The sequence below is a fragment of the Paracoccus sp. (in: a-proteobacteria) genome, assembly GCF_039808215.1.
Classification (GTDB): Bacteria; Pseudomonadota; Alphaproteobacteria; order Rhodobacterales; family Rhodobacteraceae; genus Paracoccus.
Map to the genome: position 1 here is coordinate 15411 of NZ_JBDHSP010000010.1, position 21880 is coordinate 37290.

The following is a 21880-nucleotide window of genomic DNA, read 5'->3' on the forward strand; positions in this document are numbered from 1 at the left end:
GGGCGCGATTGACTTGCGGGCGCGAATGCCGAAAGATCGCCGCTGACGACCGACCCCGAGGGATTAACCCGCATTGCGCTTTGACCGGCTGCGCCTCAATGGATTCAAGAGCTTCGTGGACCCGACCGATCTGGTCATCCATGAGGGGCTGACCGGCGTCGTCGGCCCGAACGGCTGCGGCAAGTCCAACCTGCTCGAGGCGCTGCGCTGGGTCATGGGCGAAAACCGCCCCACCGCCATGCGCGGCGAGGGGATGGAGGACGTGATCTTTGCCGGCACGGCGCGTCGCTCGGCCCGCGCCCATGCCGAGGTCACGCTGAGCATCGACAACAGCGCCCGGCTGGCGCCTGCCGGGCTGAACGATGCCGACAGGCTGGACATCACCCGTCGCATCACCCGCGACGCCGGCTCGGCCTATCGCATCAACGGGCGCGAGGTCAGGGCGCGCGATGTGCAGATGCTGTTCGCCGATGCCTCGACCGGGGCGCATTCGCCGGCGCTGGTGCGCCAGGGGCAGATATCCGAGCTGATCAACGCCAGGCCCAAGGCGCGCCGCCGCATCCTTGAGGAGGCTGCGGGGATCTCGGGGCTTTACCAGCGCCGGCACGAGGCCGAGCTGAAGCTGAACGCCGCCGAGGCGAACCTGACCCGGGTGGATGACACGCTGGACCAGCTCTCGGCCCAGGCGGCCAGCCTGGCGCGCCAGGCCCGCGCCGCCGCCCGCTATCGCGAGATCGGCGCCGCCCTGCGCCGCGCCGAGGGGGTGCTGCTGTATCGCCGCTGGTCCGACGCCGATGCCGGCCGGGCGCAGGCCGCCGCCGCGCTGCAAGCGGCGATCCGCGCCGCCGCCGAGGCCGAGGCCGCCGCCCGCCGCGCCAGCGCGGCGCGCGAGGCCGCCGAGGCGCAGTTGCCGCCCCTGCGCGAGGAGGAACAGGTCGCCGCCGCCATCCTGTCGCGCGCCACGCTCGAGCGCGAGGCGCTGGCCGAGGCCGAGGCGCAGGCCCTGCAGGCGATCCGGACGCTTGCCGCCCGCATCGCCCAGCTTGAGCGCGACATCGAGCGCGAGGCGGCACTGAACCGCGACGCCGGCGAGGTGATCGCGCGGCTGGACCGGGAACGGCGGGAACTGGACAGGGCCGGGCAGGGCCGTGACGCACGGCTGGATGCGGCGGCCGAGATCGCCGAGGAGGCCGCCGAGGCGCTGCGCGAGGTCGAGGCGAAGCTGGCCGATCTGACCGGCGAATCCGCCCGGCTTGCTGCCCGCCACCAGTCGGCGGAACGGCTGGCCCATGACCTGCGCCAGATGCGCGACCGCGCCGGCGCCGCCGCCGCCCAGGCCGAACGGACGCTGGCCGAGGCCAGTGCCGCCGGCTTCGGCGCCGAGGCCGCGCGCCTTGCCGCCGAGACCGCGCTGGAAGCTGCCCGCGACCGCGCCGCCCAGGCCGAGGACATGCTGGCCGCCGCCGAGGAATGCCGCGCCGGGCTGGAGGTCGAGGAATCCGCCGCCCGCGCCCAGCGCGCCGAGGCCGAGGGCGAGCTGTCGGCGCTGAACGCGGAAATGGCGGCGCTGACGCGGCTGGTGGAACGCGGCGACAGCGGCGGAAGGGCGCTGCTGGATCTGGTGCGCGTGGCGCCGGGGCTTGAGGCGGCGCTGGGCGCGGCGCTGGGCGATGATCTGGCGCTGGGTCTGGCCGAGGGTGCGGCCTCGGGCTGGCATCTGCTGCCCGATTGCGCCGCCGCCCAACCGTTGCCGGCCGGGACCGAGCCGCTGGCGCCGCATGTCGCGGCACCCGCGCCGCTGGCGCGGCGGCTGGCGCAGCTGGGGCTGGTCGCCGACGCCGCCACGGGCGCGGCGCGGCAGGCGGCGCTTGCCCCCGGCCAGCGGCTGGTGACCCGGGCGGGCGACCTGTTTCGCTGGGACGGCATGCGGGTCATGGCGGGCGAGGCCGGGTCCTCGGCGGCGCTGCATCTGCAGAAGGTAAACCAGCTGGCCGAACTGGCCGCCCAGGCCGGCGCCGCCAGCGCCAGGACCGAGGCGGCGCGCGCCGCGCATCAGCTGCTGCGCGAGCGCCATGCCGCGGCGGGCGAGGCGGAAAAGCGCGCCCGCGATGCAAGGCGCGAGGCCGAGCGCGGACTCTCCGAGGCCGCCCGCGCCGCGACCAGTGCGGAATCGGCACTGTCCATGGCGCAAAGCCGGGCCGAATCGGCGCGTGCCGAACTGGCGCGCCACCGCGAGGATGCGCTGGACGCCGGCCGCCGCCTGGCCGAGGCCGAGGCGCAGATGGCGGCGCTGCCCGACCAGGCGGCGGCAGCGGCGGCGCTGGAACATGCGCGCACCGCGCTCGAGGCGGCGCGCATCGCCACCATGACCCGGCGCGGCGCGCTGGAAGAACTGCGCCGCGAGGCCGCCGCCCGCAGCCGCCGCCTGCAGGAGATCGCCCGCGAGGAATCCGGCTGGCGGCTGCGGCTGGACCAGGCCGGCCAGCGCGCTGAGGAACTGGCGGCGCGCCGCGAGGATGCCGCCGCCGATCTGGACGCGGCCGAGGCCCGGCCCGGGGAACTGGCGGCGCGCCGCGCCACGCTTGACGAGGACGCGGCGCGGGCCGGGGCCCGGCTTGCCCGCGCCCGCGAGGCGCTGGCCCTGGCCGAGGCGGCGCAGCAGCTTGCCGCCGCGACCGAGCGCGAGGCCGAGCGCGGCGCCTCGGAGGCGCGCGAGGCCCGCGCCGCCCGCGAGGCCCGCCGCGAGGCTGCGGCCGAGGCCGAGACCGCCGCCCGCGCCCGCATCCATGAGGAAACCGGCGCCACGCCGCAGGCGCTGCATGCGGCGCTGGGCGAGACCGGCACCACCCCACCCGAGGCGCTGGAGGATGAGATCGCCCGCCTGCGCCAAAGCCGCGAGGCGCTGGGCGCGGTGAACCTGCGCGCCGAGGAGGACAAGCGCGAGATGGAATCCGAACGCGACCGGCTGGCGGCAGAACGCGACGACCTGACCGAGGCGATCCGCAAGCTGCGCCAGGGCATCGCCGGGCTGAACCGTGAGGGGCGCGAGCGGCTGCTGGCGGCCTTCGACACGGTGAACCGCAATTTCACCGCGCTGTTCACCCATCTTTTCGGCGGCGGCGAGGCGCGTCTGGTGCTGGTCGAATCCGACGATCCGCTGGACGCCGGGCTGGAAATCATGTGCCAGCCGCCCGGCAAGAAACTGTCCACGCTCAGCCTTCTGTCCGGGGGCGAGCAGACGCTGACCGCGCTGGCGCTGATCTTTGCCGTCTTCCTGGCCAATCCGGCGCCGATCTGCGTCCTCGACGAGGTGGACGCGCCGCTGGACGATGCCAATGTCACCCGCTTTTGCGATCTGATGGACGAGATGACCCGGCGCACCGACACGCGCTTTCTGGTCATCACCCACCATGGGGTGACCATGGCGCGCATGGACCGGCTGTTTGGTGTTACCATGGTCGAACAGGGCGTGAGCCAGCTGGTCAGCGTCGACCTGAAGCGGGCCGAGGCACTGGTAGCCTGAAGCGCAAGGCGCTATCAGCGCCGCGTGTTTGCGGAGTGTGCGATGCGGATCCTGTCTTTTCTTGCCCTGGCGGTGCTGCTGCAGGCGCCGGCCGCGCATGCGCAGGTGCGGGGCGATGCGGCGGTGATCGTCGAGCTGATGCAGGACTTCGGCCTGCCGGCCACGCTCGAGACCGATACCGAGGGCGATCCGATGATCGACAGCCGCATCGACGGCACGCATTTCTCGGTGTATTTCTATCAATGCGACCCGATCTGCGCCTCGGTGCAGCTCTCGGCCGGCTTCGACCTCGCTCGGCCGCTGCCGCTGGAACGCGTCAACGAGTGGAACCGCGACCGCCGCTTTGGCAAGGTGTTCGTGGACAGTTCCGGCGATCCCTTCATCGAGATGGACATCGGCCTTGCCGATGACGGGGTCGGACGCAAGAATTTCGACGACGCGCTGGAGACCTGGCGCGTCCTCTTGAGCGAATTTCGCGATTTCATCGACTGGTAAGGAGAAAGACATGACCATCGAGACGAGACTGGCCGAACTGGGCATCACCCTGCCGGACGCGCCCGCGCCGGCGGCGAACTATGTTCCCTATGTGATTTCGGGCAACCTGCTGTTCGTCTCGGGCCAGATCAGCGCGCTGAAGGGCCGGCTTGGCGCCGATCTCGGCGTCGATCAGGGCGCCGAGGCGGCGCGTGGCTGCGGTCTGGCGCTGATGGCGCAGGCGCGGGCGGCGCTGGGTTCGCTCGACCGGGTGACGCGCGTGGTCAAGCTGGGCGGATTCGTCAATTCGACCGGCGATTTCACCGACCAGCCCGAGGTGATCAACGGCTGCTCGAACCTGATGGTCGAGGTCTTTGGCGACAAGGGTCGCCACGCCCGCGCCGCGGTTTCCGTCCCGGCGCTGCCGCGCGGCGTCGCGGTCGAGATCGAAGCGGTCTTCGAGTTCACATGATGCGCCTGCACCCGGATTTCCTGCGCCTGCCGGTTGCGCATCGCGGGTTGCACGGCGGCCATGTGCCGGAAAACAGCCTTGCGGCGTTTCGCGCCGCCATCGCCGCGGGATATGGCATCGAATGCGACATCCAGCGCACGGCGGATCTGACGCCGATGGTGTTTCACGACTATGACCTGCGGCGCCTGACCGGCACCGAGGGCCTGGTCGCGGCGCTGAGCCCGGCGCAGCTGGCCGAGCGCCGTCTGCAGGACACGGATGAGCCGATCCCGACGCTGCGCCAGATGCTGGACGAGGTGGCGGGCCGCGTGCCGCTGCTGATCGAGCTCAAGGACACGACGCCGGATTCGGGTGCGGATGTGGGCGATCTGCCCGGGCGCGTGGCCGCGGTGCTGGCCGGCTATGCCGGCCCGGTCGCGGTCATGTCCTTCAACCCGCATGTTGCGGCGGCCTTCGGCCGTGCGGCGCCGCAGATCCCGGTCGGGCTGGTGACCTGCGGCTATGACGCCGTGGACTGGCCCGGGCTGGGTGCCGCGGCGCGGGCGCATCTGCGCGCCATAGCCGATTTCGACGCCGCGGGCGCCTGCTTTGTCTCGCATGACCGCAAGGATCTGGACAATCCGGCGGTGGCGGCGCTGAAGGCCAGGGGCGTGCCGGTGCTGTGCTGGACGGTGCGCTCGCCCGCGCATGAGGCGGCAGCGCGGCGGGTGGCCGACAACATCACCTTCGAGCACTACCTGCCGTCGAAGCCCTGAACCCGCACGCCGCCCGCTGACATTGCCGGGCGGCGCGCCTATCCTGCCCGCATGAGCGAGCTGAGTATTTCCGTCCTGCCGGCGATCGCGGATCTGGCTGCGGCCGAGTGGGACGCCACCGGGGCCGATGCCAACCCCTTTACCACGCACCGCTTTCTGGCGGCGCTCGAGGCTTCCGGCTCTGTCGGCGAGGGCACGGGCTGGCATCCCTGCCATCTGGTCGCGCGGCAGGCCGGCCGGGTCGCGGGGGTGGCGCCCTGCTATCTGAAGACGCACAGCCAGGGCGAATACATCTTTGATCACGGCTGGGCCGAGGCCTATGCCCGCGCCGGCGGCGACTATTACCCCAAGCTGCAATGCGCCGTGCCCTTCACTCCGGTCACCGGGCCGCGGCTGATCGCGGCCGAACCGGGGGTGCAGCTGGCGCTGCTCAGCGCCATGGTGCAATTCGCCCGGCAATCGGGGCTGTCGGGGGTGCATGTGACCTTCTGCAGCGCGGCCGAGGCGGCGCTGGCCGGTCCGGCCGGTTTCCTTGCCCGCAGCAGCGAGCAGTTCCACTGGCTGAACCGCGGCTATGGCAGTTTCGACGATTTCCTCGCGCAGCTGTCCTCGCGCAAGCGCAAGGCGATCCGGCGCGAACGCGAACGCGGGCAGGAATTCGGCGGCAGCATAAGCAGCCTGACCGGGGCGCAGATCCTGCCCGGGCATTGGGACGCATTCTGGCGCTTTTACCAGGACACCGGCGGGCGCAAATGGGGCCGGCCCTATCTGACGCGGGAATTCGTCGAGCTGCTGCACCGCGACATGCGCGACGACTGCCTGCTGGTGCTGGCCGAACGCGACGGCAGGCCGGTGGCCGGGGCGCTGAACCTGATCGGCCGGGACGCGCTTTACGGTCGCTACTGGGGCTGCCTCGAAGACCACCCCTTCCTGCATTTCGAACTGTGCTATCACCGCGCCATCGACTGGGCCATCGCCCATGGCCTGGCGCGGGTCGAGGCCGGGGCGCAGGGCGAACACAAGCTGGCGCGCGGCTATCTGCCGCATCGCACGCATTCGCTGCACTGGCTGGCCGATGCCGGGCTGCATCGCGCCGTCGCCGACTATCTGCGGCGCGAGGAGAGGGCGCTGGACCAGGACATGGCGCTGCTCTCGGGGCTGGGGCCCTTCCGCCGCGGCTAGGCCGGTCATTTCCCGCCGGTTGCAGCCCCTGGGACTGTTGCCATCGGACCGGGCATGCCGGATAGTCCTATGGCTTCTTTCAGGGTATTTCGCATGCAGGTTCTTGTCTTTGGCACCTCGAATTCGGTGATGCAGCGGGGCTGGGTGAATTCGGTGCTGGACCAGGCGGCCGGGCAGGGCATCTGCATGGCCAATCACTCGATCGGCGGGGCGTCCTCGCGGCTGGGCGCCTGGCTGACCGCCAGCCATGAGGGCGTGGCCAGCGCCGATGTCATCGTCTATGACTTTGCCGTGCCGGACAGGATGTTCCTGCAGGCCGGCTGGCTGACGCTGGACGACATCCTCGGGCAGTATCTGTCGATCCTGCGCGACCTCATGCGACGCGACGCGCTGCACAAGGCGCTGTTCTTGCTGTTCCCGCAATCGGACGACATGGCGCAATCGCCGATGCTCGACCGCATCGCGGCGCTGCTGCACGACTTCGGCGCCGGTTTCGTGGATTTCCGCCCGGTGCTGGCGGCGCTGATCTCCGCAAAGGGCCTGGCGCCGGAACAGGTGTTTCTGGACCCGCGCCATTACACGCCCGAGGTGCAGCACCATATCGGTCGGCATGTGCTGGCCCTGTTGCCCGGTCTGGGCCGGCGGCAGCCGCCGAGTGCCGCCGCGGCCCGGCTGGCGGCGCTGCCGGCCGCCGGCTATCGGAGGCTGCAGCTGGCGCCGCAGCCCGCCACGCGCGACAAGGGCACGCGCCTGGCGCGTTTTCCGACCGTCGAGCTGCACGAGGGGGACGAGCTGCGCCTGTCGGGGGCGAAATACCTGACCGGGGTGCTGTTCTGGGCACATGCGAATTCCGGCAGCCTGACCTGCCACGGCGGGCAGGGCGCGATCCGCATGCATCTGCGCCGCAGCTTCAGGGACATGTTCCTGTTCGACAGCCTCAGCGCCTCGCTGCCCATCGGCCCGGGGGCCAGGCTGCGGGTCGGTGACGACGCCGCGGCCGCGAACCAGCGCGGGCTGGGGCTGGTGGACACGCATTACGACCAGAGCGGCGCGACCTGCGATCTGGTGCTGCTGCTCGGCTGCGACATTCCTCCGGCCGACTATCTGGCCCTGTTCGAGCATGGCGCCGCGGCACCGGTCCCGCGCCGGCAGCCGGCACCGTGGCTTTCGGCGCTCAGGCGGCCATGGCGGCTATTTTGGGCCTGAGGGCGCCCCCGGGACGGCGGGCTCAGGCCAGAAAGGCGCGAAAGCCGCCCAGAACCTTGGCATAGACCGCGCGCTTGAAGGGTACGATCGCCGCGACCAGATCGGCGGCGCGCATCCATTGCCAGCGGGCGAATTCCGGATGGGCGGTGGCGATCGAGACCGCCGCATCCTCGCCCAGAAAGCGCATGGCGAACCATTTCTGCGTCTGGCCGCCATAGCGGCCGTTCCAGACCTTGCCCATCAGCTCGGGCGGCAGGTCATAGGTCATCCAGTCCGGGATCTCGGCCAGGACCTCGACCAGATCCGGGGCGACGCCGGTTTCCTCGCCCAGTTCGCGCAGCGCCGCCTGGCGCGGGGTCTCGCCGGCGTCGATGCCGCCCTGCGGCATCTGCCAGGCCGGGCTGGGGTCGTCGATGCGCTGGCCGGCAAAGACCAGCCCGTGGCGGTTGACCAGCACCACCCCGGCGCCGGGCCGGTAGGGCAGGCCCGAGGGCCCGATCAGCGCCGCGCTCATGGCTTGGCCGCGCCGTCGTCGGCCTGGGCGGATTTCACCCCCGGCGCCGTGCCGTTCTGGGCGACAGTGGCCAGGCCCTTGAGGATGTCCACCGCATAGGCCAGCTGGTAATCCTCCTCGCGCAGCTTGGCGGTGGCCTCGACCTCCTGCGCCTCGATCTCGATCTGCTTGCGCACCTCGTCGCTGATCGAATCGTTGTTCAGCGCCCCGCGCAGATCGGCCTCGGAGCTGAGGAATTTCGATTCCGTGCGCGGCTTTTCCTCGGTCTCGCCGGGCTTGGCGGCGGGCTGTTCCACGATGATGTCGGGCTGGATCCCCAGCGCCTGGATCGAGCGCCCCGAGGGCGTGTAATAGCGCGCCGTGGTCAGGCGGATGGCGCTGTCGGCGGTGACCGGCATCACCGTCTGCACCGAGCCCTTGCCGAAGCTTTTCGTGCCGACGACGATGGCGCGGTGGTGGTCCTGCAGCGCGCCGGTGACGATTTCGGATGCGCTGGCCGAACCGCCGTTGATCAGCACCACCATGGGCTTGCCCTGGGCCAGATCGCCCAGCTTGGCGTTCCAGCGCTCGGATTCCTCGGGCTTGCGGCCGCGGGTCGAGACGATCTCGCCCTTGTCGAGGAAGGCGTCCGAGACCTCGATCGCCTGGTTCAGCAGCCCGCCGGGGTTGTTTCTGAGGTCCAGAACAAAGCCCGTGACCTTGTCGATGCCGCCGGCCTCCTCGATCGCCTTGGCCATCTCGGTCTTCAGCGTGTCCATGGTCTCGTCGTTGAAGGTGGTGACGCGCAGCACCACGGCATGGCCCTCGATGCGGGTCTTGACCACCGTCAGCTTGATGGTGTCGCGCACGATGGTCAGATCGAAGGGCTCCTTCTCGCCCTCGCGCAGGATGGTGATCTTGATCTCGGAGCCGACCGGGCCGCGCATCTTCTCGACCGCCTCGTCCAGCGTCAGCCCCATCAGCGATTCGCCGTTCACATGGGTTATGTAGTCCCCGGCCTTGACGCCGGCCTCGGCCGCCGGGGTGTCGTCGATGGGCGAGATCACCTTCACGAGCCCGTCCTCCTGCCCGACCTCGATCCCCAGGCCGCCAAAGCTGCCGCGGGTCTGGGTCTGCATGTCCTCGTAGTCATTGGCCGACAGGAAGGAACTGTGCGGATCCAGCGAGGTCAGCATGCCGTTGATCGCCGCCTCGATCAGCTTCTTGTCGTCGGCCTGCTCGACATAATCCGAGCGCACGCGCTCGAAGACATTGCCGAACAGGTCGAGCTGCTCATAGACCGAGGCGTTCTTGCCCGATTCCTGCGCCACCAGCGGGCCGGCGAACTGCGTCGCGACCGTGATGCCGGCCAGCGTGCCGATGGTTCCTGCCAGAAGATAGTGTTTCATCCTGCTCTGTCCTGCCCGGTTCAGTTGCCGTCTGCTGCGCTTTGGCCGGCTTCGCGCGCGATGGCCTCGCCCATGATGGGATTCATCACGAACCACTCGGCCGGGTCCAGCGTTTCCTTGCCCTTGCGCAGTTCAACATACAGTGTTTCGCCCTGTGATGCGCCATTGCCGGCGGCGGCATTGGCGACGAATTCGGCGCCGAATTCCTGCGCCGGCGGTTCCTGCCCGCCCATCAGGCCCAGGGGCTCGCCGGCATCCAGCACGTCGCCGGTCTCGCCAAAGACCTGCGCCAGCCCGGCCAGCACGATCAGATAGTCGCGCGCCGGCTCGATGATCATCACATTGCCATAGTCCAGTAGCGGCCCGCGATAGCGGATGGTGGCGGGCCAGGGCGCGGTGACCAGCGCCGCCGGGCCGGTGGCGATCACCAGGCCGGGGCGGCGCACGCCGGCGGCGTCGGGCTCGTCATAGCGGCGCAGCACGCTGCCGACCACCGGCAGCGGCAGGCTGCCCTGCGCGCCCTCGAAATCGGCCATGGGGGCGCCCACGTCCTGCTCCATGCCGGAAATGCCGGCGGCGAAGGCGTCCAGCGTGTCGGCCGAGGCCAGCAGCGCCGTCAGTTCCTGCGGGTTCTGGGCAAAGCGCAGCGGCATGGCCGAGCGGTCGCCCGCCGCCGAGACCAGCAGCCGGCGCGCCTCCTGCACCTCGCCCAGGCCCTGGGCCAGGGTATTGGCGGCGTTCAGCTGGATGGTGCGCACGCTGCGGATGTCGGCCAGTTTCTGCTGCATCTCGCGCGCCTCGCTGTCCAGCCCGGGTGCCACGGCGCCCAGCACCATGCCGGCGCGGGCCGAGGCCTCGGGCCCGGCGGGATGCAGCAGCAGCATGGTTTCGGGCGAGCGCTGCATCGCCGTCATCACCCCCAGCACGCTGCCCAGCCGCTCGCGGCGGGCGTCGAATTCGTCGCGGATCTCCTGCTCGCGCAGGCCGGCGCGGCGCAGCGCCGTGCGCAGCGCGCCCAGGCCCTGTTCATAGCCGCGGATCATGCCGGTCAGCGCCACCACCTGGTCGTCCTTGGACAACGCCGCGTCAAGCTGCCCGACCGCGTCGCGCAGCATGGTCGCGGCCTCGGTCGCCTCGGCGGCGGCGCGTTCAAGCTGCGGGTCGGGCTGGGCGGGTATCGCAGGCCCGGCCGGCGCCATCGAGCCGAGGCCGCAGGCCAGCAGCAGCGACAGGAACAGCCGGACCCTCATGCGCGCACGATCAGCGAATGGCCGGTCATTTCCGGCGGCAGCCCAAGGCCCATCAGATCCAGCACCGTCGGCGCCACATCGGCCAGCCGGCCGTTCCTGACGCCGGCCCCATCCGGTCCGCCAAAGACGATGACCGGCACCGGGTTCACCGTATGGGCGGTATGGGGGCCGCCGGTCTCGGGGTCGATCATCGTCTCGCAATTGCCGTGATCGGCGATGACCACCGCCGCCCCCCCGGCGGCCGCCAGCGCCGCCAGCATCAGGCCCAGGCCCTTGTCCACCGCCTCGCAGGCGCGGATGGCGGCGGGCAGGCTGCCGGTATGGCCGACCATGTCGGGATTGGCGTAATTCACCACGATCAGGTCATAGCCCGCCTCGATCGCCGTGACCAGTTTCGCGCTGACCTCGGGCGCGGCCATTTCGGGCGCCAGGTCATAGGTCGCGACCTTGGGGCTTTGCGGCATGAAACGGTCCTCGCCCGGCTCGGGCGCCTCCTTGCCGCCATTCAGAAAGAAGGTGACATGCGGGTATTTCTCGGTCTCGGCCAGACGGAACTGGCGCAGCCCCCTGGCCGCGACCCAGGCGCCCAGCGTATTGACCACCTGCCGCTTGGGATAGGCGGCCTGCATGTATTCGTCATGGCTTGCCGAGTAATCGACCATGCCCAAGAGCGCCGCCCATGCCGGGCGCGGGCCGGTGTCGAAGGCCGCGAAATCCGGCTGGCCGATGGCGGCAAGGATCTCGCGCGCGCGGTCGGCGCGGAAATTCAGGCAAAAGAAACCGTCGCCGTCCTTTGCCCCTGTGTAACCCGCGATCGCCGTGGGCTGGATGAATTCGTCGGTCTCCTCGCGCGCATAGGCGTCCAGAACGGCATGGGCGGCGTCCGGTGCCGCCAGCCCCTCGGCCCGGATCATGGCGGCAAAGGCGCGGTTGACCCGCTCCCAGCGGTTGTCGCGGTCCATGGCGAAATAGCGCCCGATCACCGTGCCGATACGCGCGCCTTTGGGCAGGTTGCCGGCAAGTTCGGTGACAAAGCCCATGGCCGATTTCGGCGGCACGTCGCGCCCGTCGGTGATCGCATGGATGACCACCGGCACGCCTTGCTCGGCCACGGCGCGCGCGGCGGCGATGACATGCATGATATGGCCGTGCACGCCGCCGTCGGATACGACGCCCATCAGATGCGCAGTGCCGCCGCTGGCCTTCAGCCGGGCGGTGAAATCCTCAAGCCCGGCATTGTCAAAGAAACTGCCGTCCTCGATCGCCAGGTCGATCTGCCCCAGATCCATGGCGACGACGCGGCCGGCGCCGATATTCGTGTGCCCGACCTCGGAATTGCCCATCTGGCCTTTCGGCAGGCCGACATCGGGACCGAAGGTCACCAGCGTCCCATGCGGGTTCTCGCGCATCAGCCGGTCGAAATTCGGAGTCCTGGCTTGATCCGGCGCGCTTTGCTCGGGGCGCGAGGAAATGCCCCAGCCATCGAGGATGCAAAGGACGACGGGTTTGCGCTTGGTCATGGGGGCCTCGTTCAGGGTCGTGACGCTTCTAAGGCCCGCGCGCGCGCAGGGCAAGTTCGGCGCAGGATTCGCCGGCATTCGTGAAGCGCGGACCGGCCCTGGCTTTTTCGTCAGGGTGCGGTTTCCGAACGCCGCGGGGTTATTGTGTTTTTTCTTGCCTCTTAGCCTTGCCGAGATGTTTTCGTGATCGGTCCCGGAGGTTTTTTCATGACAGACGCATTTGACGCGCTCATGCGCGAGGTGAACGCCAGCCCGCCCGAACGCAAGCTGGTCGAGATGATCGAGCGCACCAATCTTTCCGCCGACCTCAAGGCGATCCTCGTGGATCTGGCGCGCATCACCGTCCGCGTGGGCGGCAAGGTCATCGCCATCGGCCGCCGCATCCTGGCCTTTGCGCTGGACCTGATCCGGGCATTCCCGGCCATGGCCATGGGGGCGGTGGTGGCGCTGATCGTCTCCAGCCTGATTCAGGAAATTCCGATGATCGGCAAGGCGCTTGGTGCGATCATTGGCCCGCTGCTGCTGGCCATCGGCGTCGGCATGGGCGCCTTGCAGGACATGACCAGCCCCGGTTTCAGCGCCCGCGTGGACGTGCTGGTCGATTCCTTCCGGGTTCTGGTGGCGGTGTGAACATGACCGATGCAACGGAAAAACTGATCGAAGATCTGGGCGCGGCGGAACTGGTCGTCGCCGACACCACCAGGTTCAAGATCAAGCTGGGCATCGGTGAGGACGCCTATGCCAGCCTGAAGCTGAAAAACGTGCTGCAGCAGATGTGGGACGTGAAAGAGGCCGGGGCGGCGGGTGCGGCCGTGGCCTCATCCTCGGCCGTCGCCACGACATTCTTTGGCGGCGGCGGGTTCCTGTCGGTGCTGGGGTTCGGCGCTGCGGCTGCAACCCCGGTCGGCTGGGTTATCGCCGCCGCCGTCGCCTCGGGCGGGGCCTATTACGGTGCCACGCGGCTGATGTCGGGCTATTCGGAATCGCGGGTCGAGACGATCCCGAAATTCATCAACACCCCCATCGACCTCTTGGGTGCGACGATCTTCGACCTGATGGCGGGGCTGGCGGTGAAGGTGGCCGAATTCTCGGCGCCGCTGGACGATGCCGAGCGCGCGGCGATCATCGGCTATTTCGAGGAGGTCTGGGGCATTTCCCCGGATTATGCCCGCCGTGCCCTGCCGCTGATCGAACAGCAGGTCCGCGGTCTTGCGCTGAAGGACATGGTGCGCACCCTGGCCGAGCAGCAGATGGACAACCCCGACTGCAACCCGGAGGCCATGAAAAAGGGGCTGCGCGCGTTCCTTGAAGAGATCGCCCATGCCGATGGCGAGATGGACGAACGCGAGGAACTGGCGCTCGAGGTGATCGAGCGTGAGCTGGCGGCGCATCTGTCCACCACGGCGCAGCTGGGCCGCAGCGCCGGCCAATATGCCGCGCGCGCCGCCGATCTGGCGCAGGACGGCGGCGCGGCGATCGCGAAAGGCGCGCGATCGGCCTTCGGCGGCCTGCTGGGTGCGCTGCGCCGGGGAAGGTCGGACTAGGCGCCGTCGCCGCCCCCGGCCGGCTTTACGCCGATTTTACGCCGCCTGCGCGCTTTGCTATCGCGGCTTTACGGGCCGCGTCGGCATGCTCCTGCCCATGAAGGGCAAATGGAGTGATACATGCTTTCCGACATCCTGTTCCTCGGCGGCGGTCTGCTGGCCTTCGGGCTGGCGGCGGCGGCCGTGGCGGCCGTGGCCCGGCTGTGAGGGCGCCATGACGGTCGAATATGTCCTTGGCGGCGGTCTTGCCGCAGTCCTTTTCGTCTATTTCCTGATCGCGCTGCTGGCGCCCGACAGGTTCTGACATGGCCCAGGACCTGACATTCTTTGCCCTGTTCCTGGCCGGGCTGACGGCGGGCGGGCTGGCGCTTGGCCCCTATATGGCGGCGGTCTTTACCGGGCGCGTGACGTTCCTTGCGCCGGTTGAGCGCGCGCTGATGCGTCTTGCGGGCGTCAGCGGCGCCGGTCAGCGCTGGACGGGCTATGCCATGGCGGCCATCGCCTTCAACGCCGCGGGATTCGCGCTGCTTTATCTGGTGCTGCGGCTGCAAGGGTATCTGCCCCTCAACCCGCAGGGCTTTGGCGCCATGGCCGCCGATCAGGCCTTCAACACCGCCATGAGCTTCATGTCCAACACCAACTGGCAAAGCTATGGCGGCGAGACCACGGTCAGCCATTTCAGCCAGATGTTCGGGCTGACGGTGCAGAATTTCGTCTCGGCCGCGACCGGAATTGCGGTTGCGGTCGCGGTGGTGCGTGGGCTTGCGGCGCGGTCCCTGGGCGCGATCGGCAATTTCTGGGTCGATCTGACGCGCGCCACGCTTTACCTGCTGCTGCCGGGCGCCATCATCATCACCCTGGTGCTGGTCTGGCAGGGCATGCCGCAGACGCTGGCCGCATCGGTCAGCGCGACCACGCTGCAAGGGCCTGCGCAGGTCATCGCCCAGGGGCCGGTCGCCAGCCAGGCGGCGATCAAGATGCTGGGCACCAATGGCGGCGGTTTCTTCAACGCAAATGCCGCGCATCCCTATGAGAACGCCACCGCGCTGACCAATCTGGTGCAGATCTACGCCATCCTGATCATCCCGGCGGCATTTCCGTTCTTTTTCGGCCGCATGGTCGGCGACCGCCGCCAGGGCCGGGCGATCTTTGCCGCCATGTCGGCGCTGTTCGTGGGCGTGCTGCTGGCCGCCTATTTCGCCGAGGCCGCCGGCAATCCGCTGCTGGCCGACCTGACCGGGCCCGGCGTGTCGATGGAGGGCAAGGAGACCCGCTTTGGTCTGGCGCAGACGGTGCTGTTCGTCGTCGCCACCACGGTGGCCTCCTGCGGCGCGGTCAATGCCATGCATGACAGCCTGATGGCCTTGGGGGGGATGATTCCGCTGTTCAACATGCTGCTGGGCGAGATCATCTATGGCGGCGTCGGCGCCGGCTTCTATGGCATGGTGCTGTATGTCGTGCTGACGGTGTTCCTGGCCGGGCTGATGGTCGGGCGCACCCCGGAATGGCTGGGCAAGAAGATCGAGGCGCGTGAGATGAAGCTCGCCGCGCTGACGCTGATGGTCATGCCGATCGGCGTGCTGGTGCTGTCGGCGGCCGCGATTCTGGTGGGGGCGGCGCAGGGCTCGGTGCAGGACGGCGGCCCGCACGGGCTGACCGAGCTGATCTATGCCTATACCTCGGGCACCGCCAACAACGGCTCGGCCTTTGCCGGTTTCGGGGCCAATACCCCCTGGCACAACACCATGATCGGGCTGGCGATGATGTTCGGCCGCTGGGCCTATATCATCCCGGTGCTGGCCATTGCCGGCTCGCTGGCGGGCAAGACCCGCGCGGCGGCCACGGCGGGAACCTTCCCGACGCATGGCCCGACCTTCACCGTGCTCTTGGTGGTGACGATCCTCATCATCGGTGCGCTGACCTTCCTTCCCGTCCTTGCCCTTGGCCCGATCGCCGAACATGTCGCGATCGCGGCCGGGCAGAGCTTCTGAGGCAGACATGTCCCGCCATCCCAGACCCGCATTCGGCCTGCTTTCGCCCGAGATTCTGCGGCCCGCCGCCCTGGCCGCCTTTCGCAAGCTGGATCCGCGCCATCTGGCGCGCAACCCGGTGATCTTTGCCACCGCGCTGGTGGCGGTGGTGACCTCCGTCCTTGTCATCGTGCAATGGGGCGGGCCGGACAGCCTGACGGCGCTGCAGATCGCGCTGTGGCTTTGGGCCACGGTGCTGTTTGCGAATTTCGCCGAGGCCGTGGCCGAAGGCCGCGGCAAGGCGCGCGCCGACGCCTTCCGCGCCACGCGGGCGACGACGCTGGCCAAGGCGCTGCTCAACCCTGCCGATCGCGGGCTTTACGAGCCGACGGATGTGGCGTTTCTGGAACCCGGACAGCTGATCCTGGTCGAGGCCGGCGACATTGTGCCCACCGACGGCGAGGTGATCGAGGGCGTGGCCTCGGTCGATGAAAGCGCGATCACCGGCGAATCGGCGCCGGTGATCCGCGAGGCCGGCGGCGACCGCTCGTCGCTGACCGGCGGCACCCGGCTGATCAGCGACTGGCTGGTGGTGCGCGTCACCGCCAAACCGGGCGAGACCTTCCTTGACCGCATGATCGCGCTGGTCGAGGGCGCGCGCCGCGCCAAGACCCCCAACGAGATCGCGCTCGACATCCTGCTGGCGGGGCTGAGCCTGGTGTTTTTGCTGGTGGTGGTGACGCTGCCGGTGTTTGCCGGCTGGGCGGGGCTGGCCATTCCCGTGGTCTGGCTGGCGGCGCTGTTCGTGACGCTGATCCCCACCACCATCGGCGGGCTTCTGTCGGCCATCGGCATCGCCGGCATGGACCGGCTGGTAAAGGCCAATGTCATCGCGAAATCCGGCCGCGCCGTCGAGGCGGCGGGCGACATCGACGTGCTGCTCCTGGACAAGACCGGCACCATCACCTTCGGCAACCGCATGGCCGACGCCTTCCTGCCGGTGCCCGGCGTGGCCGAGCGCGACCTGGCCGAGGCCGCCTGCCTTGCCAGCCTGGCGGACGAGACCCCCGAGGGCAAATCCACCGTCGATCTGGCCGCAAGGCTGCACGGCTTCGGCACCGCCCGGCCCGAGGGCGCGGCGATCATACCCTTCACCGCGCAAAGCCGCATGTCGGGCATCGACCTGACTGATGGCAGCCAGATCCGCAAGGGCGCCTCGGACGCCATGGCCCGCGCCTTTGGGTCCGAGGGCGCGGCGCTGGCCGAGCCGATCGTGCGCCGCATCGCCATGTCCGGCGGCACGCCGCTGGTCGTGGCCCGTGATGGCCGCGTGCTGGGGGTCATCCACCTCAAGGATGTGGTCAAGCCCGGCATCCGCGCGCGGTTTGCCGAATTGCGCCGCATGGGCATCCGCACGGTGATGATCACCGGCGACAACCCGTTGACCGCCGCCGCCATCGCTGCCGAGGCCGGGGTGGACGATTTCCTTGCCGAGGCGACGCCCGAGCGCAAGCTGGAACTGATCCGCGCCGAACAGGCGGTTGGCCGGCTGGTCGCCATGTGCGGCGACGGCAGCAATGACGCGCCGGCCCTGGCGCAGGCCGATGTCGGCGTCGCGATGAACTCGGGCACCGCGGCGGCCAAGGAGGCCGGCAACCTGGTGGATCTGGACAGCGACCCGACCAAGCTGATCGAGATCGTCATGGTCGGCAAGCAATTGCTGATCTCGAGGGGGGCGCTGACCACGTTCAGTATCGCCAATGATGTGGCCAAGTATTTCGCCATCCTGCCGGCGCTGTTCGTCGCCGCCTATCCGGGGCTGGCAGTCCTTGACGTGATGGGTCTGGGCACGGCGCAATCGGCGATCCTGTCGGCGATCATCTTCAACGCGCTGGTGATCGTGGCGCTGATCCCGCTGGCGCTGAAGGGGGTCAGCTATCGCCCGGCCTCGGCCGGGGCGCTGCTGGGGCGCAACCTGCTGATCTACGGCCTGGGCGGGCTTGTCGCGCCCTTCATCGGCATCAAGCTGATCGACATGCTCGTCGATCTGGCACAACTGGCCTGAGGTTCGCCATGCTGTCCCATATCCGCCCCGCCGTCACCCTGGTGCTGGCCTTTTCCGCCATCCTCGGCCTTGCCTATCCGCTGGCGATGACCGTGCTCGTGCAGCGGCTGATGCCGGCGCAGGCCAATGGCCTGCTGGTCGAGCGCGACGGCCGCATCCTCGGCTCGCTGCTGATCGGTCAGGCGTTCACCGAGGCCCGTTACCTGCAGGGCCGGCCCTCGGCCACGGACCCCGCCTATAACGCCGGCAGTTCCACCGGCTCGAACCTCGGCCCGTCCTCGGCGGTGCTGCTTGAACAGGTGCGCGAACGCGCCGCGGCCTGGGGCGAGGCGCCGATCCCGGCCGAGATGGCGACCGCATCCGCCTCGGGGCTGGATCCGCATGTCAGCCTGGGCGCGGCGCTGGCGCAGGTGCCGCGCATCGCCAGCGCGCGCGGGCAGGACCCAGCCACGGTCGAGGCGGCGATCCGCGCCGCCGCCAGCGGCCCCGCATTCGGCTTTGTCGGCGGCAGGATCGTCAATGTGCTTGCGGCCAATCTCGCGCTGGACGCCGGGCCGCGATAGGCTGGCGCGATGCCCGAGGAACCCCGCCCCGACCCCGAACGCTTTCTGGCCGAGGCCCTGGCCGAATCCGGCCCGGGCGACGGCCCGCGCCGCGGCCGGCTGAAGATCTTTCTCGGTGCCTCGCCGGGGGTGGGCAAGACCTATGCCATGCTCGAGGAGGCGGCGCAGCGGGCGGCGGGCGGCACCGGGGTGCTGGTGGCGCTGGCCGAGACGCATGGCCGCAAGGAAACCGCGGCGCTGCTGGCGGGGCTGGAACAGTTGCCGCGCCGCGTCATCGCCTATCGCGACCGGCAGCTGACCGAGATGGACCTCGACGGGCTGCTGGCGCGCCGGCCGGAACTGGCGCTGATCGACGAACTGGCGCACAGCAACGTGCCGGGATCGCGCCACCCCAAGCGCTGGCAGGATGTCGAGGAGGTGCTGGCCGCCGGCATCGATGTCTATTCCACGCTGAACATCCAGCATCTGGAAAGCCTCAACGACGTGGTGGCGCGCATCACCGGCGTGCATGTGCAGGAAACCGTGCCCGACGCCGTGCTGCAGATGGCCGATGAGATCCGGGTCATCGACCTGCCGCCCGAGGAACTGATCCAGCGCATGCGCGAGGGCAAGGTCTATATGCCGGCGCAGGCCGGGCGGGCGCTGACGAATTTCTTTTCGCGCCCGAATCTGACGGCGCTGCGCGAACTGGCGCTGCGCACCGCCGCCAGCCGCGTCGATGCCGATGTGCTGGCGCTGACCCGCGGCGCCGGCCGGGCGGCGACGCAGGATCGGCTGATGGTCTGCCTGCAGGATCCGGCGCGCGCCAAGGGGCTGGTGCGGGCGGGGCGGCGGATGACCGATCGCGCCCGCATCCCCTGGATCGTGGCGAATGTCGTCACCCCCGCGGTCGAGGCCGGCGGTCTGGCCGCCGCCGCGCCGATGACCGAGGCGCTGCAGCTGGCCGAACGCCTGGGCGCCGAGACCCGCACCCTGCGATCCGAGGGCGACATCGCCGGCGCCTTTCTGGACGCCGCGCGGCAGTTGAACGTCACGCGGCTGGTGCTGGCGCGGCCTGAGCCGCGCCACTGGTGGCAAAGGCTGGCCGCGCCCCTGCGCGGCAGCGTGACCGACCGGCTGGTGACCGGGGCCGAGGGGCTGGAGGTCACCATCCTCAGCCCGGTCAGCGACCGTGCCCCGCCCGCCGCTGCCATCTCGCCACCCCGGCGCGGCCGGGCCTGGGCGCGCATCGGCGTCGAATCCGCCCTTGCCGCGCTGGCCGGCACGGTGCTGGCCTGGCCGTTCTGGCATGTGCTGCCGGTGGCCTCGCTGGCGGTGATCTATCTGATCGGGGTGCTGGTGGTCGGCATGCGGCTGGGCGCCGCCGCTGCGGTCGTGGCCAGCGTGCTCAGCTTTCTGGCCTATAATTTCTTCTTCACGGTGCCTTATTATTCCTTCGCGGTGGCGGCCGAGCAGTCGGTGGTGGCGCTGCTGGTGTTCACCGTCTCGGCGCTGTTCACCGGCACGCTGGCCGGGCGGCTGAAGCGCCAGGTCGAGTTCATGCGCGCCACCCAGGCCCGCACCGAGACGCTTTACGGCTTTGCCCGCAAGATCGCCTCGGCCACGACCACCGATGACGTGCTCTGGGCGGCGGCGGCGCATATCGGGCGCACGCTGGAATGCCATTCGCTGATCCTGATGCCCGGGCCGGAGGGGACGTTGCGCCAGGTGCAGGGCTTTCCGGCCATCGAGGAGGATCTCGATGCGGTCTCGCAGGCGGCGGCGCAATGGGCGCATGACCGCAACCAGCCCGCCGGGCGCGACACCGACACCCTGCCGGCGGCGGAATGGATGTTCATCCCGCTGGCCACGCAGGGCGCGCCGATGGGTGCGGTGGGGCTGCGCTTTACCGATTCCGCGCGCCGCATGGACCCCGAGACCCGCCGGCTGCTGGTCGCGGTCGAGGATCAGGTCGCTGTCGCCGTCGACCGCATCATGGTCGAGGGCGATCTGGAACGCGCCCGGCTGGCTTCCGAGACGGAAAAGCTGCGCGCGGCGCTTTTGAACAGCGTCAGCCACGACCTGCGCACGCCGCTGGTCACGGTGATCGGGGCGCTGTCGGCGGTGGCGGATGGCAGCCTCGGCCCGGCGCAGGAGCGCCTGCTGGTCGGCGAGGCACTGGACGAGGCGCGCCGGCTGGATCGATTCGTCGGCAACCTGCTGGGCATGACCCGGCTGGGCCATGGCGCGCTGGTGCCGCGCCGCGAGGTCGTGCCCGTGGCCGAGCTGATCGGCCGGGCGCGCGGCGATCTGGCGCGGATTCTGGCGCGGTTCCACATCGAGACGCAGATCCAGCCCGGCACGCCGCATGCGCATGTCGATCCGGCGCTGGTCGGGCAGGCGCTGGCCAATCTGCTGGAAAACGCCACGAAATTCGCCCCCGAAGGCAGCGAGATCCGCATCGAGACCGCCCCCCTCTCGGGGGCGCTGGCGCTGACCGTCTGCGATCAGGGGCCGGGCATCCCGCCCGCCGACCGGCCGCGCATCTTCGATCTGTTCTACCGGGTGTTGCAGGGCGACGGCCAGCCCGCCGGCACCGGCGTCGGGCTTGCCATCGTCAAGGGAATGGTCGAAGCCAATGGCGGCACGGTCGAGGTGATCGACCCGCCCTCGGGGGCGGGGGCGGCGATCCGCATGATCCTGCCCGCCGCCGCGACCCCGCCCGAGGAGCCAGATGCCTGAACCCGAACAGCCCATCCGCCTGCTGGTGATCGAGGACGAGGCCCCGATCCGCCGCTTTCTGCGCGTCATCCTGGAGAGCGCGGGCTATCAGATGGACGAGGCTGGGCGCGGCCGCGAGGGGATCGAACGTGCCGCGACCGGGGCGCCGGCAGTGGTGCTGCTGGATCTCGGCCTGCCCGACATGGACGGCAAGGCGGTGATCGCGGCGATCCGCGCCTGGTCGCAGGTGCCGATCCTGGTGGTCTCGGTGCGGGCGGCGGAAGCCGAGATCGTCGCGGCGCTGGATGCCGGGGCCGACGATTATGTGACCAAGCCCTTCGCCAGCGCCGAACTGCTGGCGCGGCTGCGCGCCCTGACCCGGCGCCGCCCCGGCGAGGCGCCCGCCGCGGTGATCGAGACCGGCGGGCTGCGCATCGACCTGGCCGAGCGCCTGGCCAGCCGCGACGGCGCGCCCCTGCGCCTGACGCGCAAGGAATTCGACGTGCTGGCGCTCATGGCGCGCCATGCCGGGCGGCTGGTGACGCATGAGCAGCTTTTGCGCACCGTCTGGGGGCCGGCGCATCTGGCCGACACGCATTACCTGCGCATCGCCATCGGCCATCTGCGCGAGAAGATCGGCGATGACGCCGCCGCCCCCGGGCTGATCTTTACCGAGCCGGGTATCGGCTATCGGCTGGCGGCCGGGGGCTGATCGCGCCCGGCCCGGCCCGTCACGGGTCCGACAGGCCACTCC

Annotated in this window: 17 protein-coding genes; 13 read left to right on the forward strand and 4 right to left on the reverse strand. The window is 70.0% G+C overall.

What is annotated here, in order from left to right:
- The first annotated feature begins 73 nt into the window (after positions 1 to 73).
- From WMK75_RS05645 to WMK75_RS05670, 6 genes are all read left to right on the forward strand, one after another.
- Entirely contained in the window at positions 74 to 3523 is a 3450-nt protein-coding gene (locus WMK75_RS05645) for an AAA family ATPase (protein WP_347266686.1), read from the forward strand.
- 42 nt (positions 3524 to 3565) lie between these two features.
- Entirely contained in the window at positions 3566 to 4018 is a 453-nt protein-coding gene (locus WMK75_RS05650) for a YbjN domain-containing protein (protein ID WP_347266687.1), read from the forward strand.
- Between the two features lie 10 nt (positions 4019 to 4028).
- Entirely contained in the window at positions 4029 to 4469 is a 441-nt protein-coding gene (locus WMK75_RS05655) for a RidA family protein (protein ID WP_347266688.1), read from the forward strand.
- Entirely contained in the window at positions 4466 to 5224 is a 759-nt protein-coding gene (locus tag WMK75_RS05660) for a glycerophosphodiester phosphodiesterase family protein (protein ID WP_347266689.1), read from the forward strand. Before WMK75_RS05655 ends, WMK75_RS05660 begins: the two co-directional genes overlap by 4 nt.
- Before the next feature lie 51 nt (positions 5225 to 5275).
- The gene (locus WMK75_RS05665) at positions 5276 to 6406 is read left to right on the forward strand and encodes a GNAT family N-acetyltransferase (RefSeq protein WP_347266690.1); all 1131 of its coding nucleotides are present in this window, start codon (positions 5276 to 5278) and stop codon (positions 6404 to 6406) included.
- 93 nt (positions 6407 to 6499) lie between these two features.
- Positions 6500 to 7612, forward strand: coding sequence for a hypothetical protein (locus WMK75_RS05670; RefSeq protein ID WP_347266691.1), 1113 nt, complete (start codon positions 6500 to 6502; stop codon positions 7610 to 7612).
- A gap of 22 nt (positions 7613 to 7634) precedes the next feature.
- On the opposite strand, the gene WMK75_RS05675 is transcribed toward WMK75_RS05670, so the two are convergent.
- Genes WMK75_RS05675 through gpmI form a run of 4 tightly spaced genes read right to left on the reverse strand, consistent with a single transcriptional unit; the run spans position 7635 to position 12284 of the window.
- Positions 7635 to 8126: an RNA pyrophosphohydrolase gene (locus tag WMK75_RS05675; protein WP_347266692.1), complete on the reverse strand. Its 492-nt coding sequence runs from the start codon at positions 8124 to 8126 to the stop codon at positions 7635 to 7637.
- Complete coding sequence (locus WMK75_RS05680; protein ID WP_347266693.1) at positions 8123 to 9514, reverse strand: S41 family peptidase; 1392 nt, start codon at positions 9512 to 9514, stop codon at positions 8123 to 8125. The genes WMK75_RS05675 and WMK75_RS05680 overlap by 4 nt, the downstream gene beginning before the upstream one ends.
- A gap of 20 nt (positions 9515 to 9534) precedes the next feature.
- Positions 9535 to 10764, reverse strand: a complete 1230-nt coding sequence (locus tag WMK75_RS05685; RefSeq protein WP_347266694.1) for a peptidase M23 — start codon at positions 10762 to 10764, stop codon at positions 9535 to 9537.
- Positions 10761 to 12284 carry a 2,3-bisphosphoglycerate-independent phosphoglycerate mutase gene (gene gpmI, locus WMK75_RS05690; protein WP_347266695.1) on the reverse strand — a complete coding sequence of 508 codons (1524 nt, stop codon included), beginning with the start codon at positions 12282 to 12284 and terminating at the stop codon, positions 10761 to 10763. Before gpmI ends, WMK75_RS05685 begins: the two co-directional genes overlap by 4 nt.
- A gap of 207 nt (positions 12285 to 12491) precedes the next feature.
- Here gpmI and WMK75_RS05695 point away from each other — a divergent pair, with 207 nt between their 5' ends.
- The 7 genes from WMK75_RS05695 (at position 12492) to WMK75_RS05725 (ending at position 21838) form a co-directional block, all read left to right on the forward strand.
- Positions 12492 to 12914: a hypothetical protein gene (locus WMK75_RS05695; protein WP_347266696.1), complete on the forward strand. Its 423-nt coding sequence runs from the start codon at positions 12492 to 12494 to the stop codon at positions 12912 to 12914.
- Between the two features lie 2 nt (positions 12915 to 12916).
- Positions 12917 to 13828: a TerB family tellurite resistance protein gene (locus WMK75_RS05700; protein WP_347266697.1), complete on the forward strand. Its 912-nt coding sequence runs from the start codon at positions 12917 to 12919 to the stop codon at positions 13826 to 13828.
- Positions 13829 to 14133: 305 nt separating this feature from the next.
- Positions 14134 to 15819, forward strand: a complete 1686-nt coding sequence (kdpA, locus tag WMK75_RS05705; protein ID WP_347266698.1) for a potassium-transporting ATPase subunit KdpA — start codon at positions 14134 to 14136, stop codon at positions 15817 to 15819.
- A 7-nt stretch (positions 15820 to 15826) separates the two neighbouring features.
- Entirely contained in the window at positions 15827 to 17863 is a 2037-nt protein-coding gene (gene kdpB / locus WMK75_RS05710) for a potassium-transporting ATPase subunit KdpB (RefSeq protein ID WP_347266699.1), read from the forward strand.
- Positions 17864 to 17871: 8 nt separating this feature from the next.
- A complete protein-coding gene (gene kdpC / locus WMK75_RS05715) occupies positions 17872 to 18426 on the forward strand; it encodes a potassium-transporting ATPase subunit KdpC (protein WP_347266700.1) in 555 nt (184 codons plus the stop codon).
- Positions 18427 to 18435: 9 nt separating this feature from the next.
- Entirely contained in the window at positions 18436 to 21147 is a 2712-nt protein-coding gene (locus tag WMK75_RS05720; RefSeq protein WP_347266701.1) for a sensor histidine kinase KdpD, read from the forward strand.
- Complete coding sequence (locus tag WMK75_RS05725; RefSeq protein ID WP_347266702.1) at positions 21140 to 21838, forward strand: response regulator transcription factor; 699 nt, start codon at positions 21140 to 21142, stop codon at positions 21836 to 21838. The genes WMK75_RS05720 and WMK75_RS05725 overlap by 8 nt, the downstream gene beginning before the upstream one ends.
- Positions 21839 to 21880: the final 42 nt, after the last annotated feature.